Below are 26,403 nucleotides of genomic sequence, written 5' to 3' on the forward strand. Positions count from 1 at the left end.
TGGGGCTGAAGTTCCCTTGGGTCAGGGGTTGTTGTTATGCCCCGCGAGGGCGGCCGTACGCCGGGCGCGAGGAGGCTCGCGGCCCGGCGGTGGTGAACGCCGGTGGGTTCGGCGGTCGGTTTTCAGGGGGCGGGGGAGCCGGCCGGGGCGCGGGCCGGGTCGCCGGCGACGGCCTCCTGGTCGTCCAGGGAGACGTCCTTGGTCTCCTTGCCGAGCAGGAGCGCGATCAGCGTCAGCACCGCCATCGCCGAGAGGTAGACACCGACCAGCCACGGCGAGCCGTCCCCGGTCTCCCACAGCGCCACGGCGATGAACGGGGCGACCGCCGCCCCGAGGATCGAGCTGACGTTGTACGAGATGCCGGAGCCGGTGTAGCGCACGCTGGTCGGGAAGAGCTCCGGCAGCAGCGCGCCCATGGGGCCGAAGGTCATGCCCATCAGGGTGAAGCCGAGCACCAGCCACAGCACCACGCCGAGGGTGCCCAGTTCGATCAGCGGCACCCAGACCAGACCGAAGACCACGATCGCGGCGGTGACCGAGATCAGGGTCATGCGCCGGCCGTAGCGGTCCGCGAGCGGTCCGGAGACCAGGGTGAACGCGGCGAAGAACAGCACACCGAAGATCATCATGAGCACGAACGTCGAGTAGCCGTACCCCAGTCCGGGCACGGCGGCGTCCTTCGCGGCGCGTCCGTAGCTGAGCGAGAACGTGGTCATCAGATAGAAGAGCACGTAGGTCGCCAGCATGATGAAGGTGCCCAGGACCAGCTGCTTCCCGTGGCTGCGCACCACCGTGGCGAGCGGCAGCCGCCGCACCCCGCCGGACTCGCGGGTCCTGGCGAAGACCGCCGACTCCACGAGCCGGGAGCGCACCCACAGGCCGATCGCGACCATCACGGCGGAGAACAGGAACGGGACGCGCCAGCCCCAGCTGAGGAAGGCCTCCGAGGGCTGCGAGGGGTCGGCACCGGCCGCGGACGGCAGGAGCGCGCCCATGCCCAGGAACAGGCCGTTGCCGATGATGAAGCCGAGCGGGGCGCCCAGTTGCGGGAAGGTGCCGTACAGGGCGCGCTTGCCGCTGGGGGCGTTCTCGGTCGCGACCAGGGCCGCACCGCTCCACTCGCCGCCGAGCGCGAAGCCCTGGGCGAGCCGCATCAGCACGAGCAGCGCGGTGGCCACCCAGCCGGCCTGGGCGTAGGTGGGCAGGACGCCGATGAGGAACGTGGCGATGCCCATGGTCAGGAGCGAGACGACGAGCGTCTTCTTGCGGCCGAGCCGGTCACCGAGGTGCCCGAAGACGACGGCGCCGACCGGGCGGGCGACCATCGCGGCGCCGAAGACCGCGAACGACGACAGCAGTGCGGTGGTCGGGTCGCTGCTCGGGAAGAACAGCTGGGGGAAGACGAGCACCGCGGCGGTCGCGTAGATGTAGAAGTCGTAGAACTCGATCGTCGTGCCGATGAGGCTGGCGACGAGGACGCGGGACCTCGGGTTGACGGGCGTGGGGGCGGGACCGGTGGCTGGTGCGGGCATCGTTCGGCTTTCACGTGTGAAACATGGGCCCTGCAACGATGTCAGTCATCTCGTTTTCCGGTATCACCATCTCGCATGGCGAGACGCCCGCCGTCCGGGCTCAGCACTCGATGATGTTCACCGCCAGCCCGCCCCGGGCTGTCTCCTTGTACTTCACCGACATGTCCGCGCCGGTGTCCTTCATCGTCTTGATGACCTTGTCCAGGGACACCTTGTGGGAGCCGTCGCCGCGCATCGCCATGCGGGCGGCCGTGACGGCCTTGACCGCGGCCATGCCGTTGCGCTCGATGCAGGGGATCTGGACCAGGCCGCCGACCGGGTCGCAGGTGAGGCCGAGGTTGTGCTCCATGCCGATCTCGGCGGCGTTCTCGACCTGCTCGGGGGAGCCGCCGAGGACCTCGGCGAGGGCGCCCGCGGCCATGGAGCAGGCGGAGCCGACCTCGCCCTGGCAGCCGACCTCGGCGCCGGAGATGGAGGCGTTCTCCTTGAAGAGCATGCCGATCGCGCCCGCGGCGAGCAGGAAGCGGACCACGCCCTCCTCTTTTTCTCCTTCGGAGGCAGAGCCGGCCCCGAAGTTCACGTAGTAGTGCAGGACCGCCGGGATGATGCCGGCGGCGCCGTTGGTGGGGGCGGTGACGACCCGTCCGCCGGCGGCGTTCTCCTCGTTGACCGCCATGGCGTAGAGGGTGATCCACTCCATCGCCAGAGCCAGCGGGTCGCCCTCGGAGCGCAGCTTGCGCGCGGTGTTCGCGGCCCGGCGGCGCACCTTGAGACCGCCCGGCAGGATGCCCTCCTGGGACAGTCCGCGCGCCACGCAGTCCCGCATCACCTGCCAGATCTCCAGCAGGCCCGCGCGGATCTCCTCCTCGGAGCGCCAGGCCCGCTCGTTCTCCAGCATCAGCGCGGAGATGGACAGACCCGTCTCCTCGGTCAGGCGCAGCAACTCGTCGCCGGTGCGGAAGGGGTACTTCAGCACGGTGTCGTCGAGCTTGATGCGGTCCTCCCCGACCGCGTCCTCGTCGACGACGAAGCCGCCGCCGACGGAGTAGTACGTCTTCGTCAGCAGCTCCGCGCCCGAGGCGTCGTACGCCCACAGGGTCATGCCGTTGGCGTGGTACGGCAGGGTTTTGCGGCGGTGCAGGACCATGTCGTCGTCGAAGGAGAACGCGATCTCGTGCTCGCCGAGCAGGTTCAGCCGGCCGCCCGCCTTGATCGCCTCCACCCGCTCGTCCGCGCCCGCCACGTCGACCGTGCGCGGGGAGTCGCCCTCCAGGCCGAGCAGCACCGCCTTGGGCGTGCCGTGGCCGTGGCCGGTCGCGCCCAGCGAGCCGTACAGCTCCGCGCGGACCTGTGCGGTCGGGGCCAGCAGCTCCTCGTTGCGCAGCCGCCGGGCGAACATCCGGGCCGCCCGCATCGGGCCGACGGTGTGGGAACTGGACGGGCCGATGCCGATCGAGAACAGGTCGAAGACCGAGATGGCCACGGGGGAACTCCTGACTGCATGGGTGGTGCGGAGGGGGTGGGCGCCGTGACCGCTTATGGCGGGCACGGCGCCCGAAAGGTTTCTTCGTTACGCGTTCAGACCCGGGTACAGCGGGTGCTTGTCGGCCAGGGCCTTCACCCGGGCCTTGAGGGCCTCCGCGTCGTAGGACGGCTTCAGCGCCTCGGCGATGACGTCCGCGACCTCCGCGAAGTCCTCGGCGGCGAAGCCCCGGGTCGCCAGCGCCGGCGTGCCGATCCGCAGACCGGACGTCACCATCGGCGGACGCGGGTCGTTCGGGATCGCGTTCCGGTTGACCGTGATGCCCACCTCGTGGAGGCGGTCCTCGGCCTGTTGGCCGTCCAGCTCCGAGTGGCGCAGGTCGACCAGGACCAGGTGCACGTCCGTGCCGCCGGACAGGACGTCCACACCCACGGCCCGGACGTCGTCCTTCACCAGACGCTCGGCCAGGATGCGGGCACCCTCCAGCGTACGGCGCTGGCGCTCCTTGAAGTCCTCCGAGGCGGCGACCTTGAAGGAGACCGCCTTGGCCGCGATCACGTGCTCCAGCGGACCGCCCTGCTGACCGGGGAAGACGGCGGAGTTGATCTTCTTGGCCAGGTCGGCCGTGGAGAGGATCACACCGCCGCGCGGGCCGCCGAGGGTCTTGTGGGTCGTGGTGGTGACCACGTGCGCGTGCGGCACCGGGTTCGGGTGCAGCCCGGCCGCGACCAGCCCGGCGAAGTGGGCCATGTCGACCATCAGGTACGCGCCGACCTCGTCGGCGATCCGGCGGAACGCGGCGAAGTCCAGCTGCCGCGGGTAGGCCGACCAGCCGGCGACGATCAGCTTCGGCTTGGACTCCTTGGCCAGCCGCTCGACCTCGGCCATGTCCACCCGGCCGTCCTCGCCCACGTGGTAGGCGACGACGTCGTAGAGCTTGCCGGAGAAGTTGATCTTCATGCCGTGGGTCAGGTGCCCGCCGTGGGCGAGGTTCAGACCCATGATGGTGTCGCCCGGCTTGAGCAGCGCGAACATCGCGGCGGCGTTGGCCTGGGCGCCCGAGTGCGGCTGGACGTTGGCATGCTCGGCGCCGAACAGTTCCTTGACGCGGTCGATCGCGATCTGCTCGACCACGTCGACGTGCTCGCAGCCGCCGTAGTAGCGGCGGCCGGGGTAGCCCTCGGCGTACTTGTTGGTCAGGACCGAGCCCTGCGCCTCCATGACCGCGACCGGAGCGAAGTTCTCCGAGGCGATCATCTCCAGCGTGGACTGCTGGCGGTGCAGCTCGGCGTCGACAGCGGCGGCGACCGCCGGGTCGAGCTCGTGCAGGGGTGTGTTCAGGACGGACATAAGACTCCTCAGCCCGCGGAGAACGCGGTGTACTCGTCGGCGGAGAGCAGGTCGCCGGGCTCCTCCGAGACCCGCACCTTGAACAGCCAGCCGCCCTCGAAGGGGGCCGAGTTCACCAGCGACGGGTCGTTCACGACGTCCTCGTTGACCTCGGTGATCTCACCGGAGACCGGGGAGTACAGGTCGGACACCGACTTGGTCGACTCCAGCTCGCCGCAGGTCTCGCCGGCGGACACGGAGTCGCCCACCTCGGGAAGCTGGACGAACACGACGTCACCGAGCGCGTTGGCCGCGTGCTCCGTGATGCCGACCGTCGAGACGCCGTCCTCGGCGGCCGACAGCCACTCGTGCTCCTTGCTGTAGCGCAGCGCTGTGGGGTTGCTCATGGCCTGGATTCTCCTGTACGCGCGGGAGTGCTGTGAAAGGGGGGACTGCTGGTGAGCTGGGACGACGGGCACGGGGGCACTGCCGCGGCCCTTCGGCCAGTGTCTACTTCTGGCGCTTGTAGAACGGCAGCGCCACGACCTCGTACGGCTCGTGGCTGCCCCGGATGTCCACACCCACGCCGCTCGTGCCGGGCGCGGCGTGCGCGGGGTCGACGTACGCCATCGCGATCGGCTTGCCGAGGGTGGGGGAGGGGGCGCCGGAGGTGACCTCGCCGATCACCTCGCCGCCGGCGACGACCGCGTACCCGGCGCGCGGGACCCGGCGGCCCTCGGCGACGAGCCCGACCAGCACGCGCGGCGGCTGCTGCTCGGCGCGGGCGGCGGCCTCGCGCAGGGCCTCGCGCCCCACGAAGTCGCCCTCCTTCTCGAACTTCACCACCCGGCCGAGCCCGGCGTCGAAGGGCGTGAGGGAGGTCGACAGCTCGTGCCCGTACAGCGGCATGCCCGCCTCCAGGCGCAGTGTGTCGCGGCAGGACAGCCCGCACGGGACGAGGCCGACGCCCTCGCCGGCCTTGGTCAGGGCCTGCCACAGCTCGACGGCGTGCTCGGGCTTCACGAAGAGCTCGAAGCCGTCCTCACCGGTGTAGCCGGTCCGGGCGATCAGGGCCGGGACGCCCGCGACCGTCCCGGGCAGCCCCGCGTAGTACTTGAGGCCGTCGAGGTCGGCGTCGGTCAGGGACTTCAGGATCCCCGGCGACTGCGGCCCCTGGACGGCGAGCAGCGCGTAGGCGTCCCGGTCGTCGCGCACCTCGGCGTCGAAGCCGGCGGCACGCTCGGTCAGCGCGTCCAGCACCACCTGGGCGTTGGAGGCGTTGGCGACGACCATGTATTCGGATGCGGCGGCCTCGGTCTCGCCCAGCCGGTAGACGATCAGGTCGTCCAGGATGCCGCCGTCGGCCCGGCAGATCATGGTGTAGCGGGCCCGGCCCGGCTTCACGCCGCCGATGTTGCCCACCAGGGCGAAGTCCAGCAGGGCGGCGGCCTGCGGCCCGGTGACGGTGATCTCCCCCATGTGGGAGAGGTCGAAGAGGCCGGCCTTCGTGCGCACGGCGATGTGCTCGTCGCGCTCGGAGCCGTAGCGCAGGGGCATGTCCCAGCCGGCGAAGTCGGTCATCGTCGCGCCGAGCGAACGATGCAGGGCATCGAGCGCGGTGTGACGGAGTTCTCCTGTACTGCTCACGGTCGGTGTCTCCAAGGGGCATGACGGGCGAGGGCGTTCCTCCCCATCTGTCATCGGAACCTGAGAGGTTCGCCATGACCGCACCGGTCCATGGCTTGCACCTTGGGTGGAGCCGCGTCCCCGTCGAGGACAGGGGCGGCCCGCTTTTCAGATGTGCCTCGCCCGCGCGGTAACGGGGCCTGAGAGATTCAAGGGAGGGACTTGCTCCTTCGGCGCCCCAGCTCTTGCGGTGCTGGGGACTCTCCCGCGCGGATTCAAACGGCCGGTATGCAGTTGGCGCGCACATCATTGCACGCATCCTTCCGGCGCGGCAGGGGGACCTTTCACAGGGAGTGCACGAGTCCCGCGCGCCGGGCACGACGACCTGTGGCAGCCCTGTTGCAGGACGGGAACGTAAATGAGAGGCCAGCCGCATTACCTTCTCTTTACACTCGGCGGGGATGGGACTCCGTACCTGGCCCCAGGGGAGGACGATCACGGTGAACAGGACCACCGCGTACGCGACGACGGGCATCGCGCTGCCCGAGCAGCCGGCCGCCGCTCCGGTCCGGGCGGTCCGCGCCCCGGCGCCGGCGCCGGTCGTCCGCGACCTGCGCGACCGCCCCGGGGGCGGCCCGCACGCGCTGCTGTTCGGCCCCCGCGACCTCGTCGTGGTGACGGGCCTGCCCGGCAGCGGCAAGTCGACGCTCATGCGCCGCACCGTGCCGGGCCGGCGCATCGACTCCCAGGACACCCGCGACCGCTGGGAGCGCCGCATGCCGCGCGCCCTGCCGTACGCGCTGTACCGCCCCCTCGTCCGCCTCTCCCACTACGCCGGGCTGCGCCGCGCCCTGCGCACCGGGGAGGGCGTCGTCGTGCACGACTGCGGCACCCAGGCCTGGGTCCGCCGCTGGCTCGCCCGCGAGGCCCGCCGCCGGGGCGGCACGCTCCACCTGCTCCTCCTCGACGTCACCCCCGAGCAGGCCCTGGCCGGTCAGCGCGACCGCGGCCGCGGCGTCTCGCGCTACGCGTTCCTGCGCCACCGCGCGGCCGGCAACCGCCTCCTGCGCGCGGTGGAGCGCGGCGACCTCCCCGCCGGCTGCGGATCGGCCGTCCTCGCCGACCGGGACACGGCGAACACCCTGCACAGAATCGGCTTCACGGGCTGAGCCCGCGCCGTCCAGCACAGTCCCGGTTCCCGCTGCTCCCGGGCGTCCGTCAGCCGTTAGCCTTTGAGCCACAGCAGTGGTTCCAGGCAGGCGGTAGGCAGATGGACATCCCGGCGGACTTCTCCGCGGACTTCCCGGCGCAGACGCAGACCCACCCGCACGGCGGTTGGCCCGGCAACGAGCTGGAGGAGGTGCTCTCGGCCTCCCTCGGTGCCGGACCGGCGGCCGGCGGGCGGATCGTCGAGGTGCTCGGCCGGAGCTTCGTGTGGATCCCGCTGCCCAGCGGCGGCGGCCCGCACAGCGGCCCCCTCGACCTGCCCGGCATCGAGATCGACGGCCAGGCGTTCGTCCCGGTGTTCAGCTCCGAGGAGCAGTTCCGGCAGGTCGTCGGCTCCCACATGTCGTACACCATCGCGCCCGCCGTGGAGTTCGCCCGCGGCCTGCCCCCGCACGCCGGCATAGCCGTCAACCCGGGCGGTGTGGTGGGCATCCCGCTTCCGCCGCCCGCCGTGGCCGAGCTCTGCCGGGCCGGCCGGACCCCGCTGGACGGTCCCTCGAGCGGCGGCCGGGTCCGCCTCTTCGAGCCCGACTGGCAGGACGACCCGGTGGACTTCCTCGCCGCCGCCTGCGCCGAGTTCGAGGCGACCGGAGTCGTCGTCACGGCCCGCCGCTGCCTCGCCGCCATCGAGACCGCCGACCCGGTGATGTTCGTCGGCGTCGAACTCTCCCAGTGGGAAGGGGACCTGCGCGCCCTGCCCCTGGACGCCCTCACCCGGGCCGTCACCGCCGTGCCGGCCCCCTGGCCGGTCAACCTCGTCCTCCTGGACGTGGCGGAGGACCCGGTGGGAGCGTGGATGCGGGAGCGGGTCCGGCCGTTCTACCAGCGGTAGGGCAACTCCCCCAGGGGCGCGGGGCTCTGTCGTCGTCGTGCGGCTCCGCCGCGTGGGCGCGGGGACCGCCCACGACCCGCGGCCGCGATACGACCCCAAGCTCCGATCTCTCGCGCGGGCTTAAGCTAGGACACCGTCGAGGTGGTGTACGAAGGGGCGGTAAAGGTGAGCGCGAGCGGCACGGCCGCGGCCGGACAGGTCGAGCACATGCTGCGCCAGGTCACGCCCGGGCGTTATGACGCCTACGAGGCACTCCTGCGCGCGCTCGCGACCCCGCACAGCGGCCAGATCTGGATGCTCCTGTGGCACGGGCAGGCCGGCTCCCCCGACGCCCAGTACGGAAACATGGACGTCGAGGGCTGCGGCTACGCCCCCTGCGTGACCTCCGCCCAGGAGCTCTCCGCCAGCGGCTGGAACCGCTCCTACGAGGTGGTCGACGGGGTCGACGTCGCCCGCGCGCTCTTCCCCGACCACTACGGCCTCTGGCTCAACCCGCACGCCCCCGGCGGCGGCGTCGGCATCCCCTGGCTCGACCTGCGCAGAATCGCCACGGGCCTGGACCGCCAGCCCGCCGGCCCGCTGCGGCTGTCCGAACCGGCCATCGAGGTCCCGCAGTTCTACGCCCTGCTCGCGCAGAACGCCCACCGCACCCCGGCCGTCCGCTCGCTGCGCCGGGCCTGGGTGCAGCCCGCGCTCGGGGCGCCGTACCTCGCCATCGGACTGGATGTGTACGACACCTCGCCGCCGGCCGTGGACTCCGTGCGCGCGATGATGCAGCAGTCCCTCGGCGCCGTGCCGGACGGGCTCCCCGTGTCGACCGTCGCCTTGTCCGACGAGCACGACCCGGTGGCCATGTGGCTGCGTGCGAAGGCCCGCCCGTTCTACGACCGCGAGGCCCACGCCACCGCCCCCGTCCAGGCCCCGGTCTCCGGCTATGGATACCCTCCCGCGCAGGGCCGGTACTGACCGGCTCGAAGTCGCCTTCGGAGCACCTCTCGCCTCACCCCTCGAACGCGACAACCGCTCAGCTCTTCGCGCGTAGATAGGGTCGATAGGCGCAAGGATGTCCTAAAATGCCCCTGTCCTGGCGCGTCCGACCCCCGCTACCCGTTGTCCGGATAACGGAACCCTGCAGACAGCATCACGTTTACGCATCCATTCACCGCCAAGTCTGGCAACAGATCGCCAAAGCGTTGAAGACTCCCCGCAAGACACGGGCCGGGTCGGTCTTGTGTACGAGACAAACAAAACCGCTACAGCGGCAGCCAGGGGCTCGGCGACCGCCGAAACCCGAGAGGGGTCAATCGCACCGTGACCGCACCCATCGAGACCACCGGGGCGGAAGCCGGAGCACAGCCCGAGGCCGTGCTCTCCGGGGTCAAGAAGAGCCAGATCGAGGGTCGCTCGCTCACCCAGATCGCCTGGATGCGCTTCAAGCGGGACAAGGTGGCGATGGCGGGAGGCGTCGTCGTCATCCTGCTCACGCTGCTGGCGGTGTTCTCCAAGCCGATCCAGTGGATCTTCAACCTGGATCCCAACAAGTTCAACCAGGACCTCATCGACCCCGCGCTGCTCGCACCCAAGGGCGGCTGGGGCGGAATGAGTTGGGACCACCCGCTCGGCGTGGACCCCCAGTACGGCCGTGACATGCTCGCCCGCATCATCGACGGCTCGTGGGTCTCCCTGCTGGTCGCGGGCGGCGCCACGCTGCTGTCCGTGTGCATCGGCACCGTGCTCGGGGTCGTCGCCGGCTACTACGGCGGCTGGATCGACAGCGTGATCAGCAGGCTCATGGACACGTTCCTGGCCTTCCCCCTGCTGCTGTTCGCGATCTCCATCTCCGCCTCGGTGCAGGACGGGTTCTTCGGCCTCGAAGGCCTGCCGCTGCGCATCTGTGTGCTGATCTTCGTGATCGGCTTCTTCAGCTGGCCGTACATCGGCCGCATCGTGCGCGCCCAGACGATGACCCTGCGCAAGCGGGAGTTCATCGAGGCCGCCACGAGCCTCGGGGCACGCGGCCCGTACGTCCTGTTCCGGGAACTGCTCCCGAACCTCGTCGCGCCGATCCTCGTCTACTCGACGCTGATCATCCCGACGAACATCCTGTTCGAGGCCGCGCTGAGCTTCCTCGGCGTCGGTATCGCTCCGCCGCAGGCTTCCTGGGGCGGCATGCTCAGCAACGCTGTGGATCTCTACACGGCTGATCCGCAGTACATGTTCGTGCCTGGACTGGCGATCTTCATCACCGTCCTGGCCTTCAACCTGCTGGGTGACGGGCTGCGTGACGCCCTCGACCCTCGCAGCAAGTGATCCATCGAATGAGGGGGCTTCCTCAGGTGAAGACGAGAAGGGTGACCGCCGGCGTTGCGTCGGTCCTGGCACTGTCGCTGGGTGCTGCCGCGTGCGGCGGCGGAGGTGACGACAACGACGGGGGAGGCAACGGCAAGAAGGACGCCGCGCTGAACTCGATCGTCAACGCGTCGGACAAGAAGGGAGGGACGGCCACGTACGAGCACTCGGACGTGCCGGACTCCCTCGACCCGGGCAACACGTACTACGGCTGGGTGCAGAACTTCTCCCGCCTCTACGGCCGGACGCTCACCACGTTCAAGCCGGCGGCGGGCAAGGAAGGCCTGGAGGTCGTGCCGGACCTCGCCGAGGGACTCGGCAAGTCCAGCCCGGATGCCAAGACCTGGACGTACAAGCTGCGTGCGGGTGTGAAGTTCCAGGACGGCACCCCGGTGACGTCCAAGGACGTCAAGTACGCCATCGAGCGCTCCAACTTCGCGCCCGAGGCACTGTCCAACGGCCCGACGTACTTCAAGGCGTACCTCGAGGGCGGCGACAAGTACAAGGGTCCCTACAAGGACAAGTCCGCCGATGGCCTGAAGTCCATCGAGACGCCAGACGACCGGACGATCGTCTTCAAGCTGAAGCAGCCGTTCGCCGACTTCGACTACCTGGCGACGTTCTCGCAGACGGCCCCCGTGCCGCAGGCGAAGGACACCGGCGCCAAGTACGTGCAGGCCATCCAGTCCACCGGCCCGTACCAGTTCCAGTCCTACGAGGAGGGCCGCGGCGCCACCCTCGTGCGCAACAAGAACTGGGACCAGAAGACGGACCCGATCCGCAAGGCCCTGCCGGACAAGATCACGATCAAGTTCAAGGTCAACCCGGTCACGGTCGACAACAACCTGCTCTCCGACAAGATCACGGCTGACGCGGCCGGCACGGGTGTGCAGCCGCAGACCCAGCCGAAGGTGCTGCGCGGCAAGTACGCCAACCAGACGGACAGCTCCTACGCGGGCGCCACGCAGTACATCGCGCTCAACGTGAACGTGAAGCCGTTCGACAACGCCGACTGCCGCAAGGCCGTCCAGTGGGGCCTCGACAAGCAGTCGGTGCTCGACGCCATGGGCGGTTCGCCCAAGGGCGACGTGGCGACCACGCTGCTGCCCCCGTCGGTGAACGGCTACACCAAGTTCGACACCTACGCGACCGACGGTCACAAGGGTGACGTGGCCAAGGCCAAGGCGGCCCTGAAGGCGTGCGGCAAGCCCAACGGCTTCAACACGATCCTGACGGCCCGTTCCGACCGCCCCGCCGAGGTCGCCGCGGCGACCGCCGTCCAGGCGTCGCTGAAGAAGATCGGCATCAACGTCGAGATCAAGCAGTTCCCCTCCGGCAAGTACTTCTCCAACTTCGCCGGTGTCCCGAGCTACGTCCACGACAACAAGCTCGGCATGCTCTCGATGGCGTGGGGCGCCGACTGGCCGACCGGCTACGGCTTCCTCGACCAGATCGTCAACGGTGCCGCCATCAAGCCCTCGGGCGGCAACAACCTGATGGAGCTGGACGACCCGAAGATCAACAAGGCCCTGACGGACGCGATCGCCAACACCGACGACGCGGCCCGCACCAAGGCCTGGGGTGACATCGACAAGATGGTCCTCGACAACGCCTCGGTCGTCCCGCTGGTCTACCGCAAGAACCTGCTGCTGCGGCCGACGTCCGCGACGAACGTCACGGTCACGCAGGCCTACCTCGGCATGTACGACTACCTGCTGATGAGCTCCTCGAAGTAATTCAGCAGGCCGGATCCTTTCGAAAGGCAGGTGAAGGCACCGGGTGGCCGCGGCGGACGATCCCGCCGCGGCCACCTGGGGCCGTACAGCTGTGGCTGCGTACATCCTCCGACGCGTCATGGGCGCAGTGCTGTTGCTGCTGGTGGTCAGCGCAGTCACCTTCGCCATCTTCTTCCTGGTACCCCGCATCGGCGGGCAGACGGCCGACCAGTTGGCCACCCAGTACGTGGGCAAGGACGCGAACCCCGCATCCGTTGCCGCGATCAAGCAGAACCTGGGTCTCGACCAGCCGCTCTACGTCCAGTACTGGGACTTCCTCAAGGGCCTCGTGGTGGGCGCCGACTACAAGTTCGGTCCCGACGCGACGCACTGCAGCGCACCCTGCTTCGGGTACTCCTTCAAGAGCCACATCGAGGTGTGGCCGCAGTTGGAGCAGCGGATCCCCGTCTCCTTCTCGCTGGCCGTCGGGGCGGCGGTGATCTGGCTGGTCACCGGCGTGACGACCGGCGTCATCTCGGCGCTGCGCAAGGGCAAGCCGATCGACCGCTTCGCCATGTTCATCGCGCTCGCCGGCGTCTCGCTGCCGATCTTCTTCACCGGCCAGATCCTGCTCGCGCTCTTCGTCTACGAGATCCCGGTCTGGGAGAGCATCGACTACGTCCCGTTCACGGAGAACCCGGCCGAATGGGCCTGGCACCTGATGCTGCCCTGGATCAGCCTCGCGTTCCTCTTCTCGGCGCTCTACGCCCGGCTCACCCGGGCGGGCATGCTGGAGACGATGAGTGAGGACTACATCAGAACGGCCAGGGCCAAGGGTCTCAAGGAGACCACGGTCGTGGCCAAGCACGGCCTGCGCTCCGCGCTCACCCCGATCGTCACCATCTTCGGCATGGACTTCGGCACCCTGGTCGGCACCGCGGTGCTCACCGAGACCGTCTTCTCCCTCCAGGGCATCGGCGCCTACTCCGTCCAGGCCATCAAGGACAACGACCTGCCCATCGTGATGGGCGTGACCCTGGTCGCCGCGTTCTTCATCGTCTTCTGCAATCTGATCGTCGACCTGGTGTACGCCGCCATCGACCCCCGGGTGAGGTACTCGTGAGCAAGCTCGACAAAGCCGCGCTCGGCGAACCGGACACCACGCCTGCGTCCGTCCCGGACGACGTGTTCCTGTCCGTCCGTGATCTGCGCATCCACTTCGACACCGACGACGGCCTGGTCAAGTCCGTGGACGGCGTCAGCTTCGACGTGCGCAAGGGCAAGACCCTGGGCATCGTGGGCGAGTCCGGCTCCGGCAAGTCGGTCACCTCGCTCGGCGTGATGGGCCTGCACCGCTCCGCCCGCGCCAAGGTCTCCGGCGAGGTCTGGCTCGACGGCCAGGAGCTGATCGCGGCAGACCCCGACGACGTACGGCGGCTGCGCGGCCGGAAGATGGCCATGATCTTCCAGGACCCGCTGTCGGCGATGCACCCCTACTACACCGTGGGGCAGCAGATCGTCGAGGCGTACCGCGTCCACCACGACGTCAGCAAGAAGGCCGCCCGGCTGCGGGCGATCGAGATGCTCGACCGGGTCGGCATCCCCGAGCCCGCCAAGCGTGTCGACGGCTACCCGCACGAGTTCTCCGGCGGTATGCGCCAGCGCGCCATGATCGCCATGGCGCTGGTGAACAACCCCGAGCTGCTCATCGCCGACGAGCCGACCACCGCCCTGGACGTCACCGTGCAGGCGCAGATCCTGGACCTGATCCACGATCTGCAGAAGGAGTTCGGCTCCGCGGTCATCATGATCACCCATGACCTGGGTGTGGTCGCGGAGATGGCCGACGACCTGCTGGTCATGTACGGCGGCCGGTGCGTGGAGCGCGGCCCCGCCGAGGACGTGTTCTCCGAGCCCCGCCACCCCTACACCTGGGGCCTGCTCGGCTCGATGCCGCGCATGGACCGCGAGGAGACGGACCGGCTCATCCCGATCAAGGGTGCGCCGCCCTCCCTCATCAACCTCCCGTCCGGCTGCGCCTTCCACCCGCGCTGCCCGTACGCCGACGTCCCGAAGGACAACGTCACCCGCACCGTCCGCCCCGAGCTGGCCGAGGTCGGCCCCTCGCACTGGGCCGCCTGCCACATGACGCAGGAGCAGCGGGAGCGTATCTGGACCGAAGAGATTGCGCCGAAGCTGTGAGCGACGACAAAACGGTGAGCACACCGGACACCAGCGGGAGCACCCTCACCAAGGGCACCACCGCCGACGGCGAGGTCCTGCTGAAGGTGACCGGCCTTCAGAAGCACTTCCCGATCCGCAAGGGCCTGCTCCAGCGGCAGACCGGCGCGGTGCGTGCCGTCGACGGCATCGACTTCGAGGTGCGCAAGGGCGAGACGCTTGGCGTCGTCGGCGAGTCGGGCTGCGGCAAGTCCACCATGGGCCGGCTGATCACCCGGCTGCTGGAACCGACCGGCGGCTCGGTCGAGTTCGAGGGCCAGGACATCACGCACCTGAAGACCGGCGAACTGCGCCCCATGCGCCGCGACGTGCAGATGATCTTCCAGGACCCGTACTCCTCGCTGAACCCCCGCCACACGATCGGCACGATCGTCGGCGCCCCCTTCCGGCTCCAGGGCGTCGAGCCCGAGGGCGGTGTGAAGAAGGAGGTGCAGCGGCTGCTGTCGGTGGTCGGCCTCAACCCCGAGCACTACAACCGCTACCCGCACGAGTTCTCCGGCGGCCAGCGCCAGCGCATCGGCATCGCCCGCGCGCTCGCGCTCAACCCCAAGCTCGTCGTGGCGGACGAGCCGGTCTCGGCGCTGGACGTGTCGATCCAGGCGCAGGTGGTGAACCTGCTCGACGACCTCCAGGAGGAGCTGGGCCTGACGTACGTGATCATCGCGCACGACCTCTCGGTCGTCCGGCACGTCTCGGACCGGATCGCGGTGATGTACCTCGGCAAGATCGTCGAGCTGGCCGAACGCGACCAGCTGTACAAGTCTCCGATGCACCCGTACTCCAAGGCCCTGCTGTCGGCCGTGCCGGTTCCGGACCCGAAGCGCCGGGGCGCCAAGAGCGAGCGCATCCTGCTCAAGGGCGACGTGCCCTCGCCGATCGCCCCGCCGAGCGGCTGCCGCTTCCACACCCGGTGCTGGAAGGCGACGGAGATCTGCAAGACGACCGAGCCGCCGCTCAAGGAGCTGCGGGCCGGGCAGCGGGTCGCCTGTCACCACCCGGAGAACTTCGCGGACCAGCAGCCGCAGGACACCAAGCTGCTGTCGTCGGCGCACGAGGTGGCCGCCGAGAACAACGTGGGGAAGACCGCGGGGGACGACGCCGCGACCGTGGAGAAGTGACTCCGGCCGGTCCGGGAGCGAGTCCACCCGAGCCCCCGCCCTCGTACATCGGGGCGGGGGCTCACCCGTGGGTGAAAATGAGCGGGTGCTCCAGCAACTCTTCAGCCCGTCCGTCCAGCACACGCTCGACCTGATCGGCATCTTCGTCTTCGCGATCTCCGGCGCCCTGCTGGCCGTGCGCAAGAACTTCGACGTGTTCGGCATGGCCGTCCTCGCCGAGGTCACCGCGCTGGGCGGAGGGCTGTTCCGGGACCTGGTCATCGGGGCCGTACCGCCCGCCGCCTTCACGGACCTGGGCTACTTCCTCACCCCGCTGCTCGCCACGCTCCTGGTCTTCTTCCTGCACCCCCAGGTGGAGCGCATCCAGGTCGCGGTGAACGTCTTCGACGCGGCCGGCCTCGGCCTGTTCTGCGTCGCCGGCACGATCAAGGCGTACGAGTACGGCCTCGGCCTGACCGCCTCGGCGGGACTCGGGCTGACCACCGCCGTGGGCGGCGGTGTGCTGCGGGACGTCCTCGCCAACGAGGTGCCCTCACTGCTGCGCTGGGACCGCGACCTGTACGCGGTCCCGGCGATCGTCGGCTCCGCGCTGATCGCCCTGTGCATCCGCTACGACGTCCTGAACCCGCTCACCAGCGGCGTCGCGGTGATCACCGCCTTCGTGCTGCGGCTGCTCGCGATGCGGTACCACTGGCGAGCTCCGCGGGCGTGGCACCGCCGGTCGACGGTGAGCGAGGAGGAGCAGCCCGTCCTGCCGTGACGGGGGCGTACGCCCCTCTCCTGGGCCAGAGGAAAGCTACCGCTTAGTAGTTAGTTCTTGTACTGTTCAGTCATGCCAGAAGCAGCCACCACCCCGGCCGCCCGGGCCACGATCGGCGACAGCGAGTTCGACCGCGACACCGCGCTCACCCGCCGCGCGCCCGGCGTCTACGACATCGACCTCTCCGCCGGCTGGACGATCATCAGCGCCGTCAACGGCGGCTATCTGCTGGCCGTCCTGGGCCGCGCCCTCGCGGACGCCCTGCCGCACGCCGACCCCTTCACGATCTCGGCGCACTACCTGACCGCGTCCCAGCCCGGCCCGGCGGTCGTCCGCACCGACGTCGTCCGCACCGGCCGCACCCTGTCGACCGGCCAGGCCTCCCTCTTCCAGTACGACGACGAGGGCCGCGAGGTGGAACGCATCCGCGTCCTCGCCTCCTACGGCGACCTGGACGCCCTGCCCGACGACGTCCGTACGACGGCCCGGCCGCCCGCGATCCCGCCGCCGGAGCACTGCTTCGGCCCGGAGGACGGACCTGCCCCGGTCGACGGCAGTTCGGCCATCACCGACCGGCTGATGCTCAAGCTCGACCCGTCGACCCTGGGCTGGGCCCTCGGGCAGCCCTCCGGCAAGGGCGAGATGCGCGCCTGGTTCGGCCTCGCGGACGGGCGCGACCCCGATCCGCTCTCCCTGCTGCTCGCGGTGGACGCGCTGCCGCCCACCGCCTTCGAGATCGGCCTGAAGGGCTGGGTGCCGACCGTCGAGCTGACCGTGCACGTCCGCTGCCGTCCGGCGCCGGGCCCGCTGCGGGTGTCCATCACCACGCGCAACCTCGCCGGCGGCTTCCTGGAGGAGGACGCCGAGGTGTGGGACAGCGCGGACCGGCTGGTCGCACAGTCCCGGCAGCTGGCGCGGGTCCGGCTGGGCTGAACTCCGCCGCATCGACGGGCAGGTCACAGGACGGCCCCAAGGGGGGCTCAGGCGGGGTTGGTTGAGTCCTCGTCGTCCTGGACAGCGGCGGTCAGGCTGCGGGCGGTCAGGGGCAGGCTCAGCAGGCCGGCAGACGTAGATGGAGCAGTAGGCGCAACAGGTGTTGTCGAAGGCCGGCCCGGGTCTGCCCGGGGCGCGGCAGGGGCGGCGCGTCCGGTGAACGGGCGCGCCGCCCCTGTGCGTTGTCACGCGAGTGTCGATCCGGCGTACGGGGGTGTCGATCCGGCCAGTGAGCCTGCGGCGGCGTCAATCCAGCCAGTGGTGGCGGCCGAGGCCGATGAGCCGCATCTGGCGGGCCGCCAGCTGTGCGACCTGCCGGGTCCGCTCCGGGCGCTCCCCCTCCGGCCCTTCGAGGGCCTCCAGGAACAGCGACGCCGTGCTCAGCATCTGGTCGACGTAGAGATGCGCGAGCATCAGCAGGTCGTCCTCGCTCCAGCCCCCGGACACCGGGTCCTTGGCCAGTTCGTCCTTGACCTCCTGGGCGAACCGGGCCAGTTGGTCCCGTATCGCCTCCCGGACCGGCTGAACTCCGCCATGTCGTTCACGGGCGATGAACCGGACATGGGCGGGGTACCCGTCGACGTGACGGGCGATCAGATCGATGGTGCGCGTGACGCGTTCCTCGCGGTCGCCCGTCGTGGACACCGTCGTCCGGATCATCGGGTGCAGGCTGCCCAGAGCCTCCTCGACCAGGGCCACGCCCAGATCCGCCGTGGAGCGGAAGTGGCGGTAGAAGGCGGTCGGGGCGACACCGACGGCGCGGGTGACCTCGCGCAGTCCCAGGCTGCTCAGGCTCTGCCCCTCCAGCAGCATCAGGGCCGCGTCCAGGAGTGCCTGCCGGGTCTTCTGCTTCTGGGCCTGCCGGATGCCGAGGGTGTGACTCATACCATGCAGTTAACAACTGTTCTCTCGAATTGGAAAGTCATGAGAGACGTTAGACTGGGAAGTCAGTGAACAACTGTAACTGCAAGCGTTCACCCAATCCTTGGGGGCTGTTACCCGTGCTGTTCATCGTCGCCGCGCTCCTGCTGCTGGGTGTCGTCCTGGGCACCGTCGCGCACGCGCCGCTCACCTTCTCCGTCGCCGTCGGCGCCGTCATCGCCGTCTGGCTCGGCATCTTCGCGCTCCGCGAGCGCGGCCGCCGTCGCCACACCCAGGCCCACTGACACCGGCGCCATCCACCGTCCCGCCGATCCGACTTCGGGAGTCGATCCTCATGCAGCTCACCGCTCCGGCCTCGCGCCGCACCGGTATCCGTGACACCGACGGTATGGCCGTCGCGTCCTTCATCCTCGGCCTGCTCGGCCTGCTCGTGCTCAACCTCTTCCTCGGGCCGATCGCCATCGTGCTGGCGAGCATCGCCCTGTGGCGCGGCACCGAGCGCCGCGGCCGCGCACTGCTGGGCCTGGGCCTGGGCGTCGCCGACCTGCTGGTCCTCGCGGCCTTCATGGAGTCCGACAGCACCATCTCGTGGAGCTTCTGAGCCGTCGTCGGACAACCGTCCGCCGGTACGCCGCGGCCGGGCCCGAGGACGACGGGCCGTCGCCGCGCCGCAGGCCGGTTCACGTTCGGCCAGCCTTGATCTGAGACCGGTCGAGAGGGAGCCGTAGAATCGGGCTCACCATGGCTTACCTCGACCACGCCGCGACCACCCCGATGCTCCCGGAGGCGGCAGAGGCGCTCACCGCGCAGCTGGGTGCCACCGGCAACGCGTCCTCCCTCCACGCATCCGGCAGGCAGGCCCGCCGCACCGTCGAGGAGGCCCGCGAGACCCTCGCCGAAGCCCTCGGCGCCCGCCCCAGCGAGGTCGTCTTCACCTCGGGCGGCACAGAGGCCGACAACCTGGCCGTCAAGGGCCTTTACTGGTCACGTCGCGACGCCGATCCGGCCCGCACCCGCGTCCTCGCCAGCCCCGTCGAGCACCACGCGGTCCTCGACGCCGTGCACTGGCTCGGCGAACACGAGGGCGCCACCGTCGAGTACCTGCCGGTCGACTCCCACGGCCGCGTTCACCCCGGCGCCCTGCGCGAGGCGATCGCCCGCAACCCCGACGACGTGGCCCTCGCCACCGTCATGTGGGCGAACAACGAGATCGGGACGATCCTGCCCGTGCGTGAACTCGCCGACGTGGCAGACGAGTTCGCGGTCCCGCTGCACTCGGACGCCGTCCAGGCCTTCGGTCAGATCCCCGTGGACTTCGCCGCCTCCGGCCTCGCCGCGATGACCGTCTCGGGCCACAAGATCGGCGGCCCCTACGGCATCGGCGCGCTGATCCTCGGCCGTGAGCACACCCCCGTGCCGGTCCTGCACGGCGGCGGCCAGGAGCGTCATGTGCGCTCCGGCACCCTCGACGTGCCCGCCATCGCCTCCTTCGCCGTCGCCGGGCGACTGGCCGCCGAGCAGCACGAGTGGTTCGCCCGCGAGATCGGCGCCCTGCGCGACGCCCTCGTCAGCGCGGTCCGTTCGGCCGTGCCGGACGCGATCCTGGGCGGCGACCCGGATCCGGAGGGACGTCTTCCGGCCAATGCGCACTTCACCTTCCCCGGCTGCGAGGGCGATTCCCTGCTGCTCCTGCTGGACGCCCAGGGCATCGAGTGCTCCACCGGCTCCGCCTGCACCGCCGGCGTCGCCCAGCCCAGCCATGTCCTCCTCGCCACCGGCACGGACCCCGACCTCGCCCGCGGCACCCTGCGCTTCTCCCTGGGCCACACCTCCACCGAGGCCGACATCGAGGCCCTGGCGAAGGCCATCGGCCCGGCGGTGGAACGGGCGAGGGCGGCGGGGCTGACCTGACTCCGCCGGGGCCGGGCCGAGGTCCGTCGCGAACGGGCCGGTGCCGTCGGGCCGGCGTCGTACGCCGCTGCGGTCAGGCCGGTGTCCTGCGCCCGCGCCGGATCAGGCCGGTGTCCTGCGCCCGCGCCGGATCAGGCCGGCGTCGTACGCGCCCGGCGGACCAGGCGCATGTACTTCTCCCAGTCCCAGTGCCGCCCCGGGTCCGTGTGGTCCGTGCCCGGGACCTCCACGTGGCCGATGATGTGCTCGCGGTCGACGGGTATGTCGTAGCGGGCGCATATCCGGGCCGTCAGACGGGCCGAGGCCTCGTACATCTCGTCCGTGAGGTCCTGCGGGCGGTCCACGAAACCCTCGTGCTCGATGCCGACACTGCGTTCGTTGTAGTCGCGGTTGCCCGCGTGGTAGGCCACGTCCAGCTCGCGGATCATCTGCGTGACATGACCGTCCTGCCGGACGATGTAGTGCGCCGCAGCCCTGTGTCCCGGGTCCTGGAAGGCCTTCACCGCGCTGTCGAAGCTGCCCTGTGTGACGTGCACCACGACCATGTCTATGCCGTAGTCGTCGGGGCGGTCCGCGCGCCGCCAGTTCGCGTCCGACGCCGCCACCCAGCGCGCGCCCGCGTAGTCGACCTCGCCCTCCTTGCGCGGTTTCTCGACGCCCGGAGTGCGCCACCACAGGCGCGCCAGCTCGTCCCGGGCGAGCACGGCGGAGCCCGCCGCGGCCACCGTCCCGCCGATCAGCAGCGCGCGGCGGCCGACCTTCCGGTCGCCGTCCCTCGAAGCCTTCCGCTCTCCCATGTGATCGTCAACGGATATCCGGCGGCCCTGGTTCCCGCGTCCCCTTACCCTGGAAGGGTTATGACTGACACCCCGCAGCGCCCCCGCCCCCTCCGCGTCCTGGCCGCCATGTCCGGCGGAGTCGACTCCGCCGTCGCCGCCGCCCGCGCGGCCGAAGCGGGCCACGACGTGACCGGCGTCCACCTCGCGCTCTCCGCCAACCCCCAATCCTTCCGGACGGGCGCGCGCGGCTGCTGCACCATCGAGGACTCTCGCGACGCCCGCCGCGCCGCGGACGTCATCGGCATCCCGTTCTACGTGTGGGACCTCGCCGACCGCTTCCGCGAGGACGTCGTCGAGGACTTCGTCGCCGAGTACGAGGCCGGCCGCACCCCCAACCCGTGCCTGCGCTGCAACGAGAAGATCAAGTTCGCCGCCCTCCTGGACAAGGCGCTGGCCCTGGGCTTCGACGCGGTCTGCACGGGCCACTACGCCCAGGTGATCGTCCGCGAGGACGGCACCCGCGAACTGCACCGCGCCTCCGACATGGCCAAGGACCAGTCGTACGTCCTCGGTGTGCTGGACGACCGGCAGCTCGCCCACGCGATGTTCCCGCTCGGCGACACCCTCACCACCAAGGACGAGATCCGCGCGGAGGCCGAGCGCAGGGGCCTGGCCGTGGCCAGAAAGCCCGACTCCCACGACATCTGCTTCATCGCCGACGGCGACACCCAGGGCTTCCTCGCGGACCGGCTCGGCCGCTCCGAGGGCGACATCGTCGACGAGACCGGAGCCAAGCTCGGCACCCACGAGGGCGCGTTCGGCTTCACCATCGGCCAGCGCAAGGGCCTGCGCATCGGCACCCCGGCCCCCGACGGCAAGCCGCGCTACGTCCTCGATATCTCGCCGGTGGACAACACGGTGACCGTCGGCCCGGCCTCCGCCCTGGACGTCGGCGCCCTGACCGCCGTCAAGCCGCGCTGGTGCGGCGCCGCCCCCACCGGCCCCGGCACCTACACGGCCCAGCTGCGCGCCCATGGCGGCGAGACCGAGGTCACGGCGGAGCCGGTGGACGGCGAGCTGCGCGTGTCCTTCGCGGAGCCCGTCCGCGGCGTCGCCCCCGGCCAGGCGATCGTGCTGTACGACGGCACGCGCGTGGTGGGCTCGGCGACGATCGCGTCGACGGTCCGGGCGACGGCGGGCGTGGCCTGATCTTGCCCGGGACCCGGGGGGCGGGCTCCACGCGCGCGTGGTCCCGCGCCCCCTGGCTCAGTCCCGGCTGAAGAACTCCGTCAGCACCGGCGCCAGCACATTCGGCTCGACCATGTGCGTCTGCCCCTGAAGCGTGCGGTACGTGCCCTCGGGGACCGTGTCCGCGATCGCCCGGGCCGCCTCGCGCAGCCACGCGGGGCTCGCGTCGCCCGCGATCGCGAGGACGGGCACGGCGACCGAGCCCAGCCGGGAGCTGGGTACCCGGCCGTCGCGCATCACGGCGTCGTCGTAGGCGAGGCTCGCGGCCATCGTCTCCATGCCGGCCCACATGGGGGACTGGCGAGCACCCTGGATCACCCCCTCGGCCAGGCCGGTCAGGCGCAGGAACAGTTCGACCGCGTCCCCGCGCCGCCCCTCGCCGAGCGCCTCCGTCAGCCGCTCGGTGTACCGCGCACGCTCCTTGGCGCCTTCATCGGACATCGCGAACGGTGTCTCGTACACCGCCACGCGCCGTACCGGCAGCCCGCTCGCCGCCGCCTCCAGCGCCAGCGCCCCGCCCGAGGAGATGCCGTACAGGAGCGCCTCGCCGCCCACTGCCTCGATCACCGCGGCCAGGTCCTCGACCTCACGCTCCACGGCGTACGGCGCGGTGTCCGCGCTGGCGCCGCGGCCCCGGCGGTCGTACACCACGGCCTGGAAACGCTCCGAGAGCGACACGGCGAGCGGCGCCAGGGTGCCGCCCGTCGACATCGCGCCGCTCACCAGAACGACCGCGGGACCGCGGCCGGTGCTCTCGTAGGCGATGCGGGTGCCGTCGCGCGAAAGAGTCTTCTTGTCCATGCTCACGCAGACTGCCGCACGCCGCGGTGTTCATCGGTGAAGCGGGCGGCGCGTCAGCCGATCAGAACACTTCCACTTCGTAGAAGCACAGGTGGTCCCTGATCTCCGCGACGTCCGGCTTGGGGTCCGGATACGCCCAGACGAGGTCCGCCGCGTCCGGCCGCGACCAGTAGGAGGCGGTGCCCTTGAACGGGCAGTACGTCTGCGTACCGGACGGCGTCAGCAGGTCCAGGCGCACGTCCTCGGGCGGGATGTAGTACCGCTCGGGACAGCCCGTCTCGCGCAGCACCAGCGACCGGTCGCTCTCCGCCAGCACCTGCCCGTCGTGCACCACTCGCACGCGCCCGCCACTGCGCTCGATGGTGATGCAATGCCCTCTGGTCACGATCGCCCCTCCTCGGGTAGCCGACTCCTGAGCTACAGCGCAGGCTGAAGCGGAGTTCTTCCCTCGCCGCAGGAGGTCCCGATGCGCGCCACGGAACCGGCCGGAAACCGCTCCCGTCTGCTCCACCAGGTCCGGTACGCACTGCGCCACCCCGAGCGGGTACCCGCGCACGCCCGGCGCGCGGTGCGGGACGCCTGGCTGCGGCTGCGCCACCCCGACCACATCGCCTACTACCGGGCCGTCATGGCCTCGGACGCGGCCCGCAGCACCGAGGCGGCGGTCGGGCACAACCCCTCGCGCGAGCAGTGGGCGCGGATCGGCCGCATGCAGTTCGACTACCTGGTGGGCCACGGCCTGCGGCCGGACCACCGGATGCTGGAGATCGGCTGCGGCAACCTGCGCGCCGGGCGCCTGTTCATCGACCACCTCGACACCGGGCACTACTACGGCATCGACATCTCGCCGCACATCCTGCTCGCCGCCCAGGACACCCTAGTCGCCGAGAAGCTCCAGCCCAAGCTGCCCTACCTGGCGCTCGCCGACGACCTGACCTTCGCCTTCCTGCCGGACGCCCACTTCGACGTCGTGCACGCGCACAGCGTCTTCTCGCACTCGCCGCTGCACGTCATCGAGGAGTGCTTCGCCCACGTCGGCCGCATCCTCGCGCCCGGCGGGTTCTTCGACTTCACCTTCGACCGCACCGAGGGCGAGGAGCACCAGGTCCTGCACGAGGACTTCTACTACCGGACGCGGACCCTCACCGACCTCGCCGCCCGGCACGGCCTGGACGCCCGGTTCATGGACGACTGGGAGCGCCTGCCCCACCGCCAGTCCAAAATGCGGGTCACCGTCACGGTGGACCGGGCCCGTACGGTGGGCTCATGAACATCTGTGTCTTCCTGTCCGCCGCCGACCTCGACGAGCGTTACACCCGCCCCGCGCGGGAGTTCGCCAAGCTGCTGGGCAAGGGCGGTCACACGCTCGTGTGGGGCGGCTCCGACGTCGGCCTCATGAAGGTGGTCGCCGACGGGGTGCAGGAGGCGGGCGGCCGGCTGGCCGGCGTCTCCGTGCAGTTCCTGGCGGCCAAGGCCCGCCCGGGCGTCGACGAGATGGTCGTCGCCAAGGACCTCGCCGAGCGCAAGAAGCTGCTCCTGGAGAAGGCCGACGCCGTGGTGATCATGGTCGGCGGCACCGGCACGCTCGACGAGGCCACCGAGATCCTGGAACTGAAGAAGCACGGGCACACCGACAAGCCGGTGGTCCTGCTCAACACGGCGGGCTTCTACGACGGTCTGAAGGAGCAGTTCCGCCGCATGGACGCCGAGGGCTTCCTGCCCCGGCCGCTCACCGACCTGGTGTTCTTCGCCGAGGAGCCGGTGGGGGCGCTGGCGTACCTGGAGGAGAGCCGGGGCGTGGAGTGACCCGGCAGTGATGCGAGCATGGCGGGCATGGCTACTCATGTGATCACCGGAGCCGGCTCCGGCATCGGCGCGGCCGTGGCCCGCCGCCTGCACGCGCGCGGGGACGAGCTCGTGCTGCACGCGCGCGACGCGGGCCGCGCGAAGGAGCTGGCTGCCGAGTTCCCCGGGGCGCGAACCCTGGTCGGGGACCTCGCCGACCCCGACAGGCTCTCCTGGGCCTTCTCGCACCAGTCGCTGCCGGACCGGGTGGACTCGCTGCTGCACATCGCCGGCGTCGTCGACCTCGGCCCGGTCGGCGAGCTCACCCCGAAGGCCTGGCGCCGGCAGCTCGACGTCAACCTGATCGCCCCCGCCGAGCTGACCCGCCACTTCCTGCCCCAACTGCGCACCGCCCGCGGCCACGTCCTCTTCGTCAACTCCGGCGCCGGCCTCAACGCCCACGCCGACTGGTCCGCCTACGCCGCCTCCAAGCACGGCCTGAAGGCCCTCGCCGACTCCCTGCGCCACGAGGAGCACGGCAACGGGATCCGCGTCACCTCGGTGTACCCCGGCCGCACGGCGAGCCCCATGCAGGTCAAGGTGCACCAGCAGGAGGGCAAGGAGTACGACGCCGCGCGGTGGATCGACCCCGAGTCGGTCGCCACGACGATCGTCATGGCCCTGGATCTGCCCCGGGACGCGGAGGTCAACGACCTGACGGTGCGCCCGGGGCGCTGACCGAGGTGAGCCGCCTGCGTAGGCTTCTCCGGTGAGCGAAAACAGCCAGTTCAGGTTCGGCGCGGCCACCGGCGTGGGGTCCATGCCGGGCGGCGACGCGCGAGAGGCCGCCAAGACCGTCACCGGCACCTTCGAGGACTTCCCCTTCCTGCCCGAACTGCCCGCCCGGGGACCCGGCGCGGACATGATCGGGCGGACCGCCGGCCTGCTCGTCGAGCTGTACGCACGCGTGGAGCCCAGCGGATGGCGCCTCGGGGACCGGCCGGGCCGGGACACCAAGCGGGCCCGCTCCTGGCTCGGCGAGGACCTCGACGCGCTGGAGGAGTTCACGCAGGAGTACCAGGGGCCGCTGAAGGTCCAGGCCGTCGGCCCCTGGACCCTCGCGGCCAACCTGGAGCTGCGGGGCGGCGAGGTGGCGCTCTCCGACCCGGGGGCCTGCCGCGACCTCGCCGCCTCCCTCGCCGAGGGGCTGCGACTGCATCTCGCCGAGGTACGGCGGCGGATCCCCGGCGCGCAGCTCGTCCTCCAGCTCGACGAGCCGTCCCTGACCGCCGTCCTGCGCGGGCAGGTGAAGACCGCCAGCGGCTACCGCACCCACCGGGCCGTCGACCGGCAGCTCGTGGAGCAGACGCTGCGCGACCTCGTCGGGACGCACACCGACGGCCCGGTCGTGGTCCACTCCTGCGCTGCCGACGTGCCGTTCGCGCTGCTCCGCCGGGCGGGCGCGGCCGCCGTCTCCTTCGACTTCTCCCTGCTCACCGAGCGTGACGACGAGGCGATCGGGGAGGCCGTGGAGGGCGGCACCCGGCTCTTCACCGGTGTCGTCCCGTCCGCGGAGAGCCCATTGTCAGACCCTGCCGGTAGCGTCATGGGTGTCAGGACGCTGTGGCGCAGGCTGGGGCTGTCTCCGGGGCTTCTCGCGGAGGCGGTCACGGTCACCCCGGCGTGCGGACTCGCGGGGGCCTCCCCGGGGTACGCGCGCACGGCTCTCGCGCACTGCGCCCGGGCGGCGAGATCCCTCGCGGACAACCCAGAGTAACGGGAGGACGACACG

The 26,403-nt window shown here is 70.8% G+C and carries 27 protein-coding genes and 2 riboswitches; of the genes, 18 read left to right on the forward strand and 9 right to left on the reverse strand.

Going from position 1 to position 26,403, the window contains the following annotated elements; genetic code table 11:
• Nucleotides 1–122: 122 nt before the first annotated feature.
• From IGS69_RS24565 to gcvT, 5 genes are all read right to left on the reverse strand, one after another.
• Complete coding sequence (locus IGS69_RS24565; protein WP_190902678.1) at nt 123–1,532, reverse strand: MFS transporter; 1,410 nt, start codon at nt 1,530–1,532, stop codon at nt 123–125.
• Nucleotides 1,533–1,632: 100 nt separating this feature from the next.
• Nucleotides 1,633–3,015, reverse strand: a complete 1,383-nt coding sequence (locus IGS69_RS24570; protein WP_190902679.1) for an L-serine ammonia-lyase — start codon at nt 3,013–3,015, stop codon at nt 1,633–1,635.
• Nucleotides 3,016–3,102: 87 nt separating this feature from the next.
• On the reverse strand, nt 3,103–4,365 hold the full coding sequence (gene glyA, locus IGS69_RS24575) for a serine hydroxymethyltransferase (RefSeq protein WP_190902680.1): 1,263 nt from the start codon (nt 4,363–4,365) through the stop codon (nt 3,103–3,105).
• Between the two features lie 8 nt (nt 4,366–4,373).
• Nucleotides 4,374–4,751 carry a glycine cleavage system protein GcvH gene (gene gcvH, locus IGS69_RS24580; protein ID WP_190902681.1) on the reverse strand — a complete coding sequence of 126 codons (378 nt, stop codon included), beginning with the start codon at nt 4,749–4,751 and terminating at the stop codon, nt 4,374–4,376.
• Between the two features lie 103 nt (nt 4,752–4,854).
• Nucleotides 4,855–5,991, reverse strand: a complete 1,137-nt coding sequence (gene gcvT, locus IGS69_RS24585; protein ID WP_190902682.1) for a glycine cleavage system aminomethyltransferase GcvT — start codon at nt 5,989–5,991, stop codon at nt 4,855–4,857.
• 37 nt (nt 5,992–6,028) lie between these two features.
• A riboswitch (glycine riboswitch) is annotated at nt 6,029–6,148 on the reverse strand.
• A riboswitch (glycine riboswitch) is annotated at nt 6,149–6,248 on the reverse strand.
• Between the two features lie 222 nt (nt 6,249–6,470).
• On the opposite strand from gcvT, the gene IGS69_RS24590 reads away from it, so the two are divergent.
• From IGS69_RS24590 to IGS69_RS24635, 10 genes are all read left to right on the forward strand, one after another.
• Nucleotides 6,471–7,139: an AAA family ATPase gene (locus IGS69_RS24590; protein WP_190902683.1), complete on the forward strand. Its 669-nt coding sequence runs from the start codon at nt 6,471–6,473 to the stop codon at nt 7,137–7,139.
• A gap of 101 nt (nt 7,140–7,240) precedes the next feature.
• Nucleotides 7,241–8,029 (forward strand): enhanced serine sensitivity protein SseB, encoded by a 789-nt coding sequence (locus IGS69_RS24595; RefSeq protein ID WP_190902684.1) that lies wholly within the window; start codon nt 7,241–7,243, stop codon nt 8,027–8,029.
• A gap of 165 nt (nt 8,030–8,194) precedes the next feature.
• On the forward strand, nt 8,195–8,995 hold the full coding sequence (locus tag IGS69_RS24600; RefSeq protein WP_190902685.1) for an enhanced serine sensitivity protein SseB C-terminal domain-containing protein: 801 nt from the start codon (nt 8,195–8,197) through the stop codon (nt 8,993–8,995).
• A 345-nt stretch (nt 8,996–9,340) separates the two neighbouring features.
• Nucleotides 9,341–10,339 (forward strand): ABC transporter permease, encoded by a 999-nt coding sequence (locus tag IGS69_RS24605; RefSeq protein ID WP_190902686.1) that lies wholly within the window; start codon nt 9,341–9,343, stop codon nt 10,337–10,339.
• Between the two features lie 8 nt (nt 10,340–10,347).
• The gene (locus IGS69_RS24610) at nt 10,348–12,114 is read left to right on the forward strand and encodes an ABC transporter substrate-binding protein (protein WP_190902687.1); all 1,767 of its coding nucleotides are present in this window, start codon (nt 10,348–10,350) and stop codon (nt 12,112–12,114) included.
• Between the two features lie 91 nt (nt 12,115–12,205).
• On the forward strand, nt 12,206–13,216 hold the full coding sequence (locus IGS69_RS24615) for an ABC transporter permease (protein ID WP_190902688.1): 1,011 nt from the start codon (nt 12,206–12,208) through the stop codon (nt 13,214–13,216).
• Nucleotides 13,213–14,295, forward strand: coding sequence for an ABC transporter ATP-binding protein (locus tag IGS69_RS24620; RefSeq protein ID WP_190902689.1), 1,083 nt, complete (start codon nt 13,213–13,215; stop codon nt 14,293–14,295). Before IGS69_RS24615 ends, IGS69_RS24620 begins: the two co-directional genes overlap by 4 nt.
• Nucleotides 14,292–15,452 (forward strand): ABC transporter ATP-binding protein, encoded by a 1,161-nt coding sequence (locus tag IGS69_RS24625; RefSeq protein WP_190902690.1) that lies wholly within the window; start codon nt 14,292–14,294, stop codon nt 15,450–15,452. The genes IGS69_RS24620 and IGS69_RS24625 overlap by 4 nt, the downstream gene beginning before the upstream one ends.
• Before the next feature lie 85 nt (nt 15,453–15,537).
• Entirely contained in the window at nt 15,538–16,212 is a 675-nt protein-coding gene (locus tag IGS69_RS24630; protein ID WP_190904627.1) for a trimeric intracellular cation channel family protein, read from the forward strand.
• Between the two features lie 72 nt (nt 16,213–16,284).
• Nucleotides 16,285–17,145: a thioesterase family protein gene (locus tag IGS69_RS24635; protein ID WP_190902691.1), complete on the forward strand. Its 861-nt coding sequence runs from the start codon at nt 16,285–16,287 to the stop codon at nt 17,143–17,145.
• A gap of 306 nt (nt 17,146–17,451) precedes the next feature.
• Here the strand turns inward: IGS69_RS24635 and IGS69_RS24640 are convergent, their stop codons facing one another.
• Nucleotides 17,452–18,090 carry a TetR family transcriptional regulator gene (locus IGS69_RS24640; protein WP_190902692.1) on the reverse strand — a complete coding sequence of 213 codons (639 nt, stop codon included), beginning with the start codon at nt 18,088–18,090 and terminating at the stop codon, nt 17,452–17,454.
• A 116-nt stretch (nt 18,091–18,206) separates the two neighbouring features.
• On the opposite strand from IGS69_RS24640, the gene IGS69_RS24645 reads away from it, so the two are divergent.
• The 3 genes from IGS69_RS24645 (at nt 18,207) to IGS69_RS24655 (ending at nt 19,998) form a co-directional block, all read left to right on the forward strand.
• Complete coding sequence (locus IGS69_RS24645) at nt 18,207–18,371, forward strand: hypothetical protein (protein WP_031103608.1); 165 nt, start codon at nt 18,207–18,209, stop codon at nt 18,369–18,371.
• Nucleotides 18,372–18,421: 50 nt separating this feature from the next.
• On the forward strand, nt 18,422–18,688 hold the full coding sequence (locus tag IGS69_RS24650; protein ID WP_190902693.1) for a DUF4190 domain-containing protein: 267 nt from the start codon (nt 18,422–18,424) through the stop codon (nt 18,686–18,688).
• 140 nt (nt 18,689–18,828) lie between these two features.
• Complete coding sequence (locus IGS69_RS24655) at nt 18,829–19,998, forward strand: cysteine desulfurase family protein (protein WP_190902694.1); 1,170 nt, start codon at nt 18,829–18,831, stop codon at nt 19,996–19,998.
• Nucleotides 19,999–20,129: 131 nt separating this feature from the next.
• Here the strand turns inward: IGS69_RS24655 and IGS69_RS24660 are convergent, their stop codons facing one another.
• Nucleotides 20,130–20,795 carry an N-acetylmuramoyl-L-alanine amidase gene (locus IGS69_RS24660; RefSeq protein ID WP_190902695.1) on the reverse strand — a complete coding sequence of 222 codons (666 nt, stop codon included), beginning with the start codon at nt 20,793–20,795 and terminating at the stop codon, nt 20,130–20,132.
• A 60-nt stretch (nt 20,796–20,855) separates the two neighbouring features.
• On the opposite strand from IGS69_RS24660, the gene mnmA reads away from it, so the two are divergent.
• Nucleotides 20,856–21,986 (forward strand): tRNA 2-thiouridine(34) synthase MnmA, encoded by a 1,131-nt coding sequence (mnmA, locus tag IGS69_RS24665; RefSeq protein ID WP_190902696.1) that lies wholly within the window; start codon nt 20,856–20,858, stop codon nt 21,984–21,986.
• Nucleotides 21,987–22,043: 57 nt separating this feature from the next.
• Here mnmA and IGS69_RS24670 read toward each other — a convergent pair whose 3' ends face one another.
• Together IGS69_RS24670 and IGS69_RS24675 are read right to left on the reverse strand one after the other, a co-directional pair.
• A complete protein-coding gene (locus IGS69_RS24670) occupies nt 22,044–22,826 on the reverse strand; it encodes an alpha/beta fold hydrolase (RefSeq protein ID WP_190902697.1) in 783 nt (260 codons plus the stop codon).
• A 61-nt stretch (nt 22,827–22,887) separates the two neighbouring features.
• Nucleotides 22,888–23,211 (reverse strand): DUF427 domain-containing protein, encoded by a 324-nt coding sequence (locus IGS69_RS24675; protein WP_190902698.1) that lies wholly within the window; start codon nt 23,209–23,211, stop codon nt 22,888–22,890.
• Nucleotides 23,212–23,292: 81 nt separating this feature from the next.
• Between IGS69_RS24675 and IGS69_RS24680 the strand changes: the two genes are divergently transcribed.
• Genes IGS69_RS24680 through IGS69_RS24695 form a run of 4 tightly spaced genes read left to right on the forward strand, consistent with a single transcriptional unit; the run spans nt 23,293 to nt 26,388 of the window.
• The gene (locus IGS69_RS24680) at nt 23,293–24,096 is read left to right on the forward strand and encodes a class I SAM-dependent methyltransferase (protein ID WP_190902699.1); all 804 of its coding nucleotides are present in this window, start codon (nt 23,293–23,295) and stop codon (nt 24,094–24,096) included.
• On the forward strand, nt 24,093–24,632 hold the full coding sequence (locus IGS69_RS24685) for an LOG family protein (protein WP_190902700.1): 540 nt from the start codon (nt 24,093–24,095) through the stop codon (nt 24,630–24,632). Before IGS69_RS24680 ends, IGS69_RS24685 begins: the two co-directional genes overlap by 4 nt.
• Nucleotides 24,633–24,650: 18 nt before the next feature.
• Entirely contained in the window at nt 24,651–25,349 is a 699-nt protein-coding gene (locus tag IGS69_RS24690; protein ID WP_190902701.1) for an SDR family oxidoreductase, read from the forward strand.
• A gap of 31 nt (nt 25,350–25,380) precedes the next feature.
• On the forward strand, nt 25,381–26,388 hold the full coding sequence (locus IGS69_RS24695; RefSeq protein WP_190902702.1) for a methionine synthase: 1,008 nt from the start codon (nt 25,381–25,383) through the stop codon (nt 26,386–26,388).
• Nucleotides 26,389–26,403 lie beyond the last annotated feature (15 nt).

This window comes from Streptomyces tuirus (assembly GCF_014701095.1).
GTDB lineage: Bacteria > Actinomycetota > Actinomycetes > Streptomycetales > Streptomycetaceae > Streptomyces > Streptomyces tuirus.

What these genes read in the sequence shown, in the direction of transcription:
- IGS69_RS24610 (WP_190902687.1), top strand. Translation starts at nt 10,348, where the DNA reads ATGAGGGGGCTTCCTCAGGTGAAGACGAGAAGGGTGACCGCCGGCGTT.
- glyA (WP_190902680.1), bottom strand. Translation starts at nt 4,365, where the DNA reads ATGTCCGTCCTGAACACACCCCTGCACGAGCTCGACCCGGCGGTCGCC.
- IGS69_RS24655 (WP_190902694.1), top strand. Translation starts at nt 18,829, where the DNA reads ATGGCTTACCTCGACCACGCCGCGACCACCCCGATGCTCCCGGAGGCG.
- IGS69_RS24635 (WP_190902691.1), top strand. Translation starts at nt 16,285, where the DNA reads ATGCCAGAAGCAGCCACCACCCCGGCCGCCCGGGCCACGATCGGCGAC.
- IGS69_RS24680 (WP_190902699.1), top strand. Translation starts at nt 23,293, where the DNA reads ATGCGCGCCACGGAACCGGCCGGAAACCGCTCCCGTCTGCTCCACCAG.
- IGS69_RS24660 (WP_190902695.1), bottom strand. Translation starts at nt 20,795, where the DNA reads ATGGGAGAGCGGAAGGCTTCGAGGGACGGCGACCGGAAGGTCGGCCGC.
- IGS69_RS24565 (WP_190902678.1), bottom strand. Translation starts at nt 1,532, where the DNA reads ATGCCCGCACCAGCCACCGGTCCCGCCCCCACGCCCGTCAACCCGAGG.
- mnmA (WP_190902696.1), top strand. Translation starts at nt 20,856, where the DNA reads ATGACTGACACCCCGCAGCGCCCCCGCCCCCTCCGCGTCCTGGCCGCC.
- IGS69_RS24685 (WP_190902700.1), top strand. Translation starts at nt 24,093, where the DNA reads ATGAACATCTGTGTCTTCCTGTCCGCCGCCGACCTCGACGAGCGTTAC.
- IGS69_RS24595 (WP_190902684.1), top strand. Translation starts at nt 7,241, where the DNA reads ATGGACATCCCGGCGGACTTCTCCGCGGACTTCCCGGCGCAGACGCAG.
- IGS69_RS24690 (WP_190902701.1), top strand. Translation starts at nt 24,651, where the DNA reads ATGGCGGGCATGGCTACTCATGTGATCACCGGAGCCGGCTCCGGCATC.
- IGS69_RS24640 (WP_190902692.1), bottom strand. Translation starts at nt 18,090, where the DNA reads ATGAGTCACACCCTCGGCATCCGGCAGGCCCAGAAGCAGAAGACCCGG.
- IGS69_RS24650 (WP_190902693.1), top strand. Translation starts at nt 18,422, where the DNA reads ATGCAGCTCACCGCTCCGGCCTCGCGCCGCACCGGTATCCGTGACACC.
- IGS69_RS24670 (WP_190902697.1), bottom strand. Translation starts at nt 22,826, where the DNA reads ATGGACAAGAAGACTCTTTCGCGCGACGGCACCCGCATCGCCTACGAG.
- gcvH (WP_190902681.1), bottom strand. Translation starts at nt 4,751, where the DNA reads ATGAGCAACCCCACAGCGCTGCGCTACAGCAAGGAGCACGAGTGGCTG.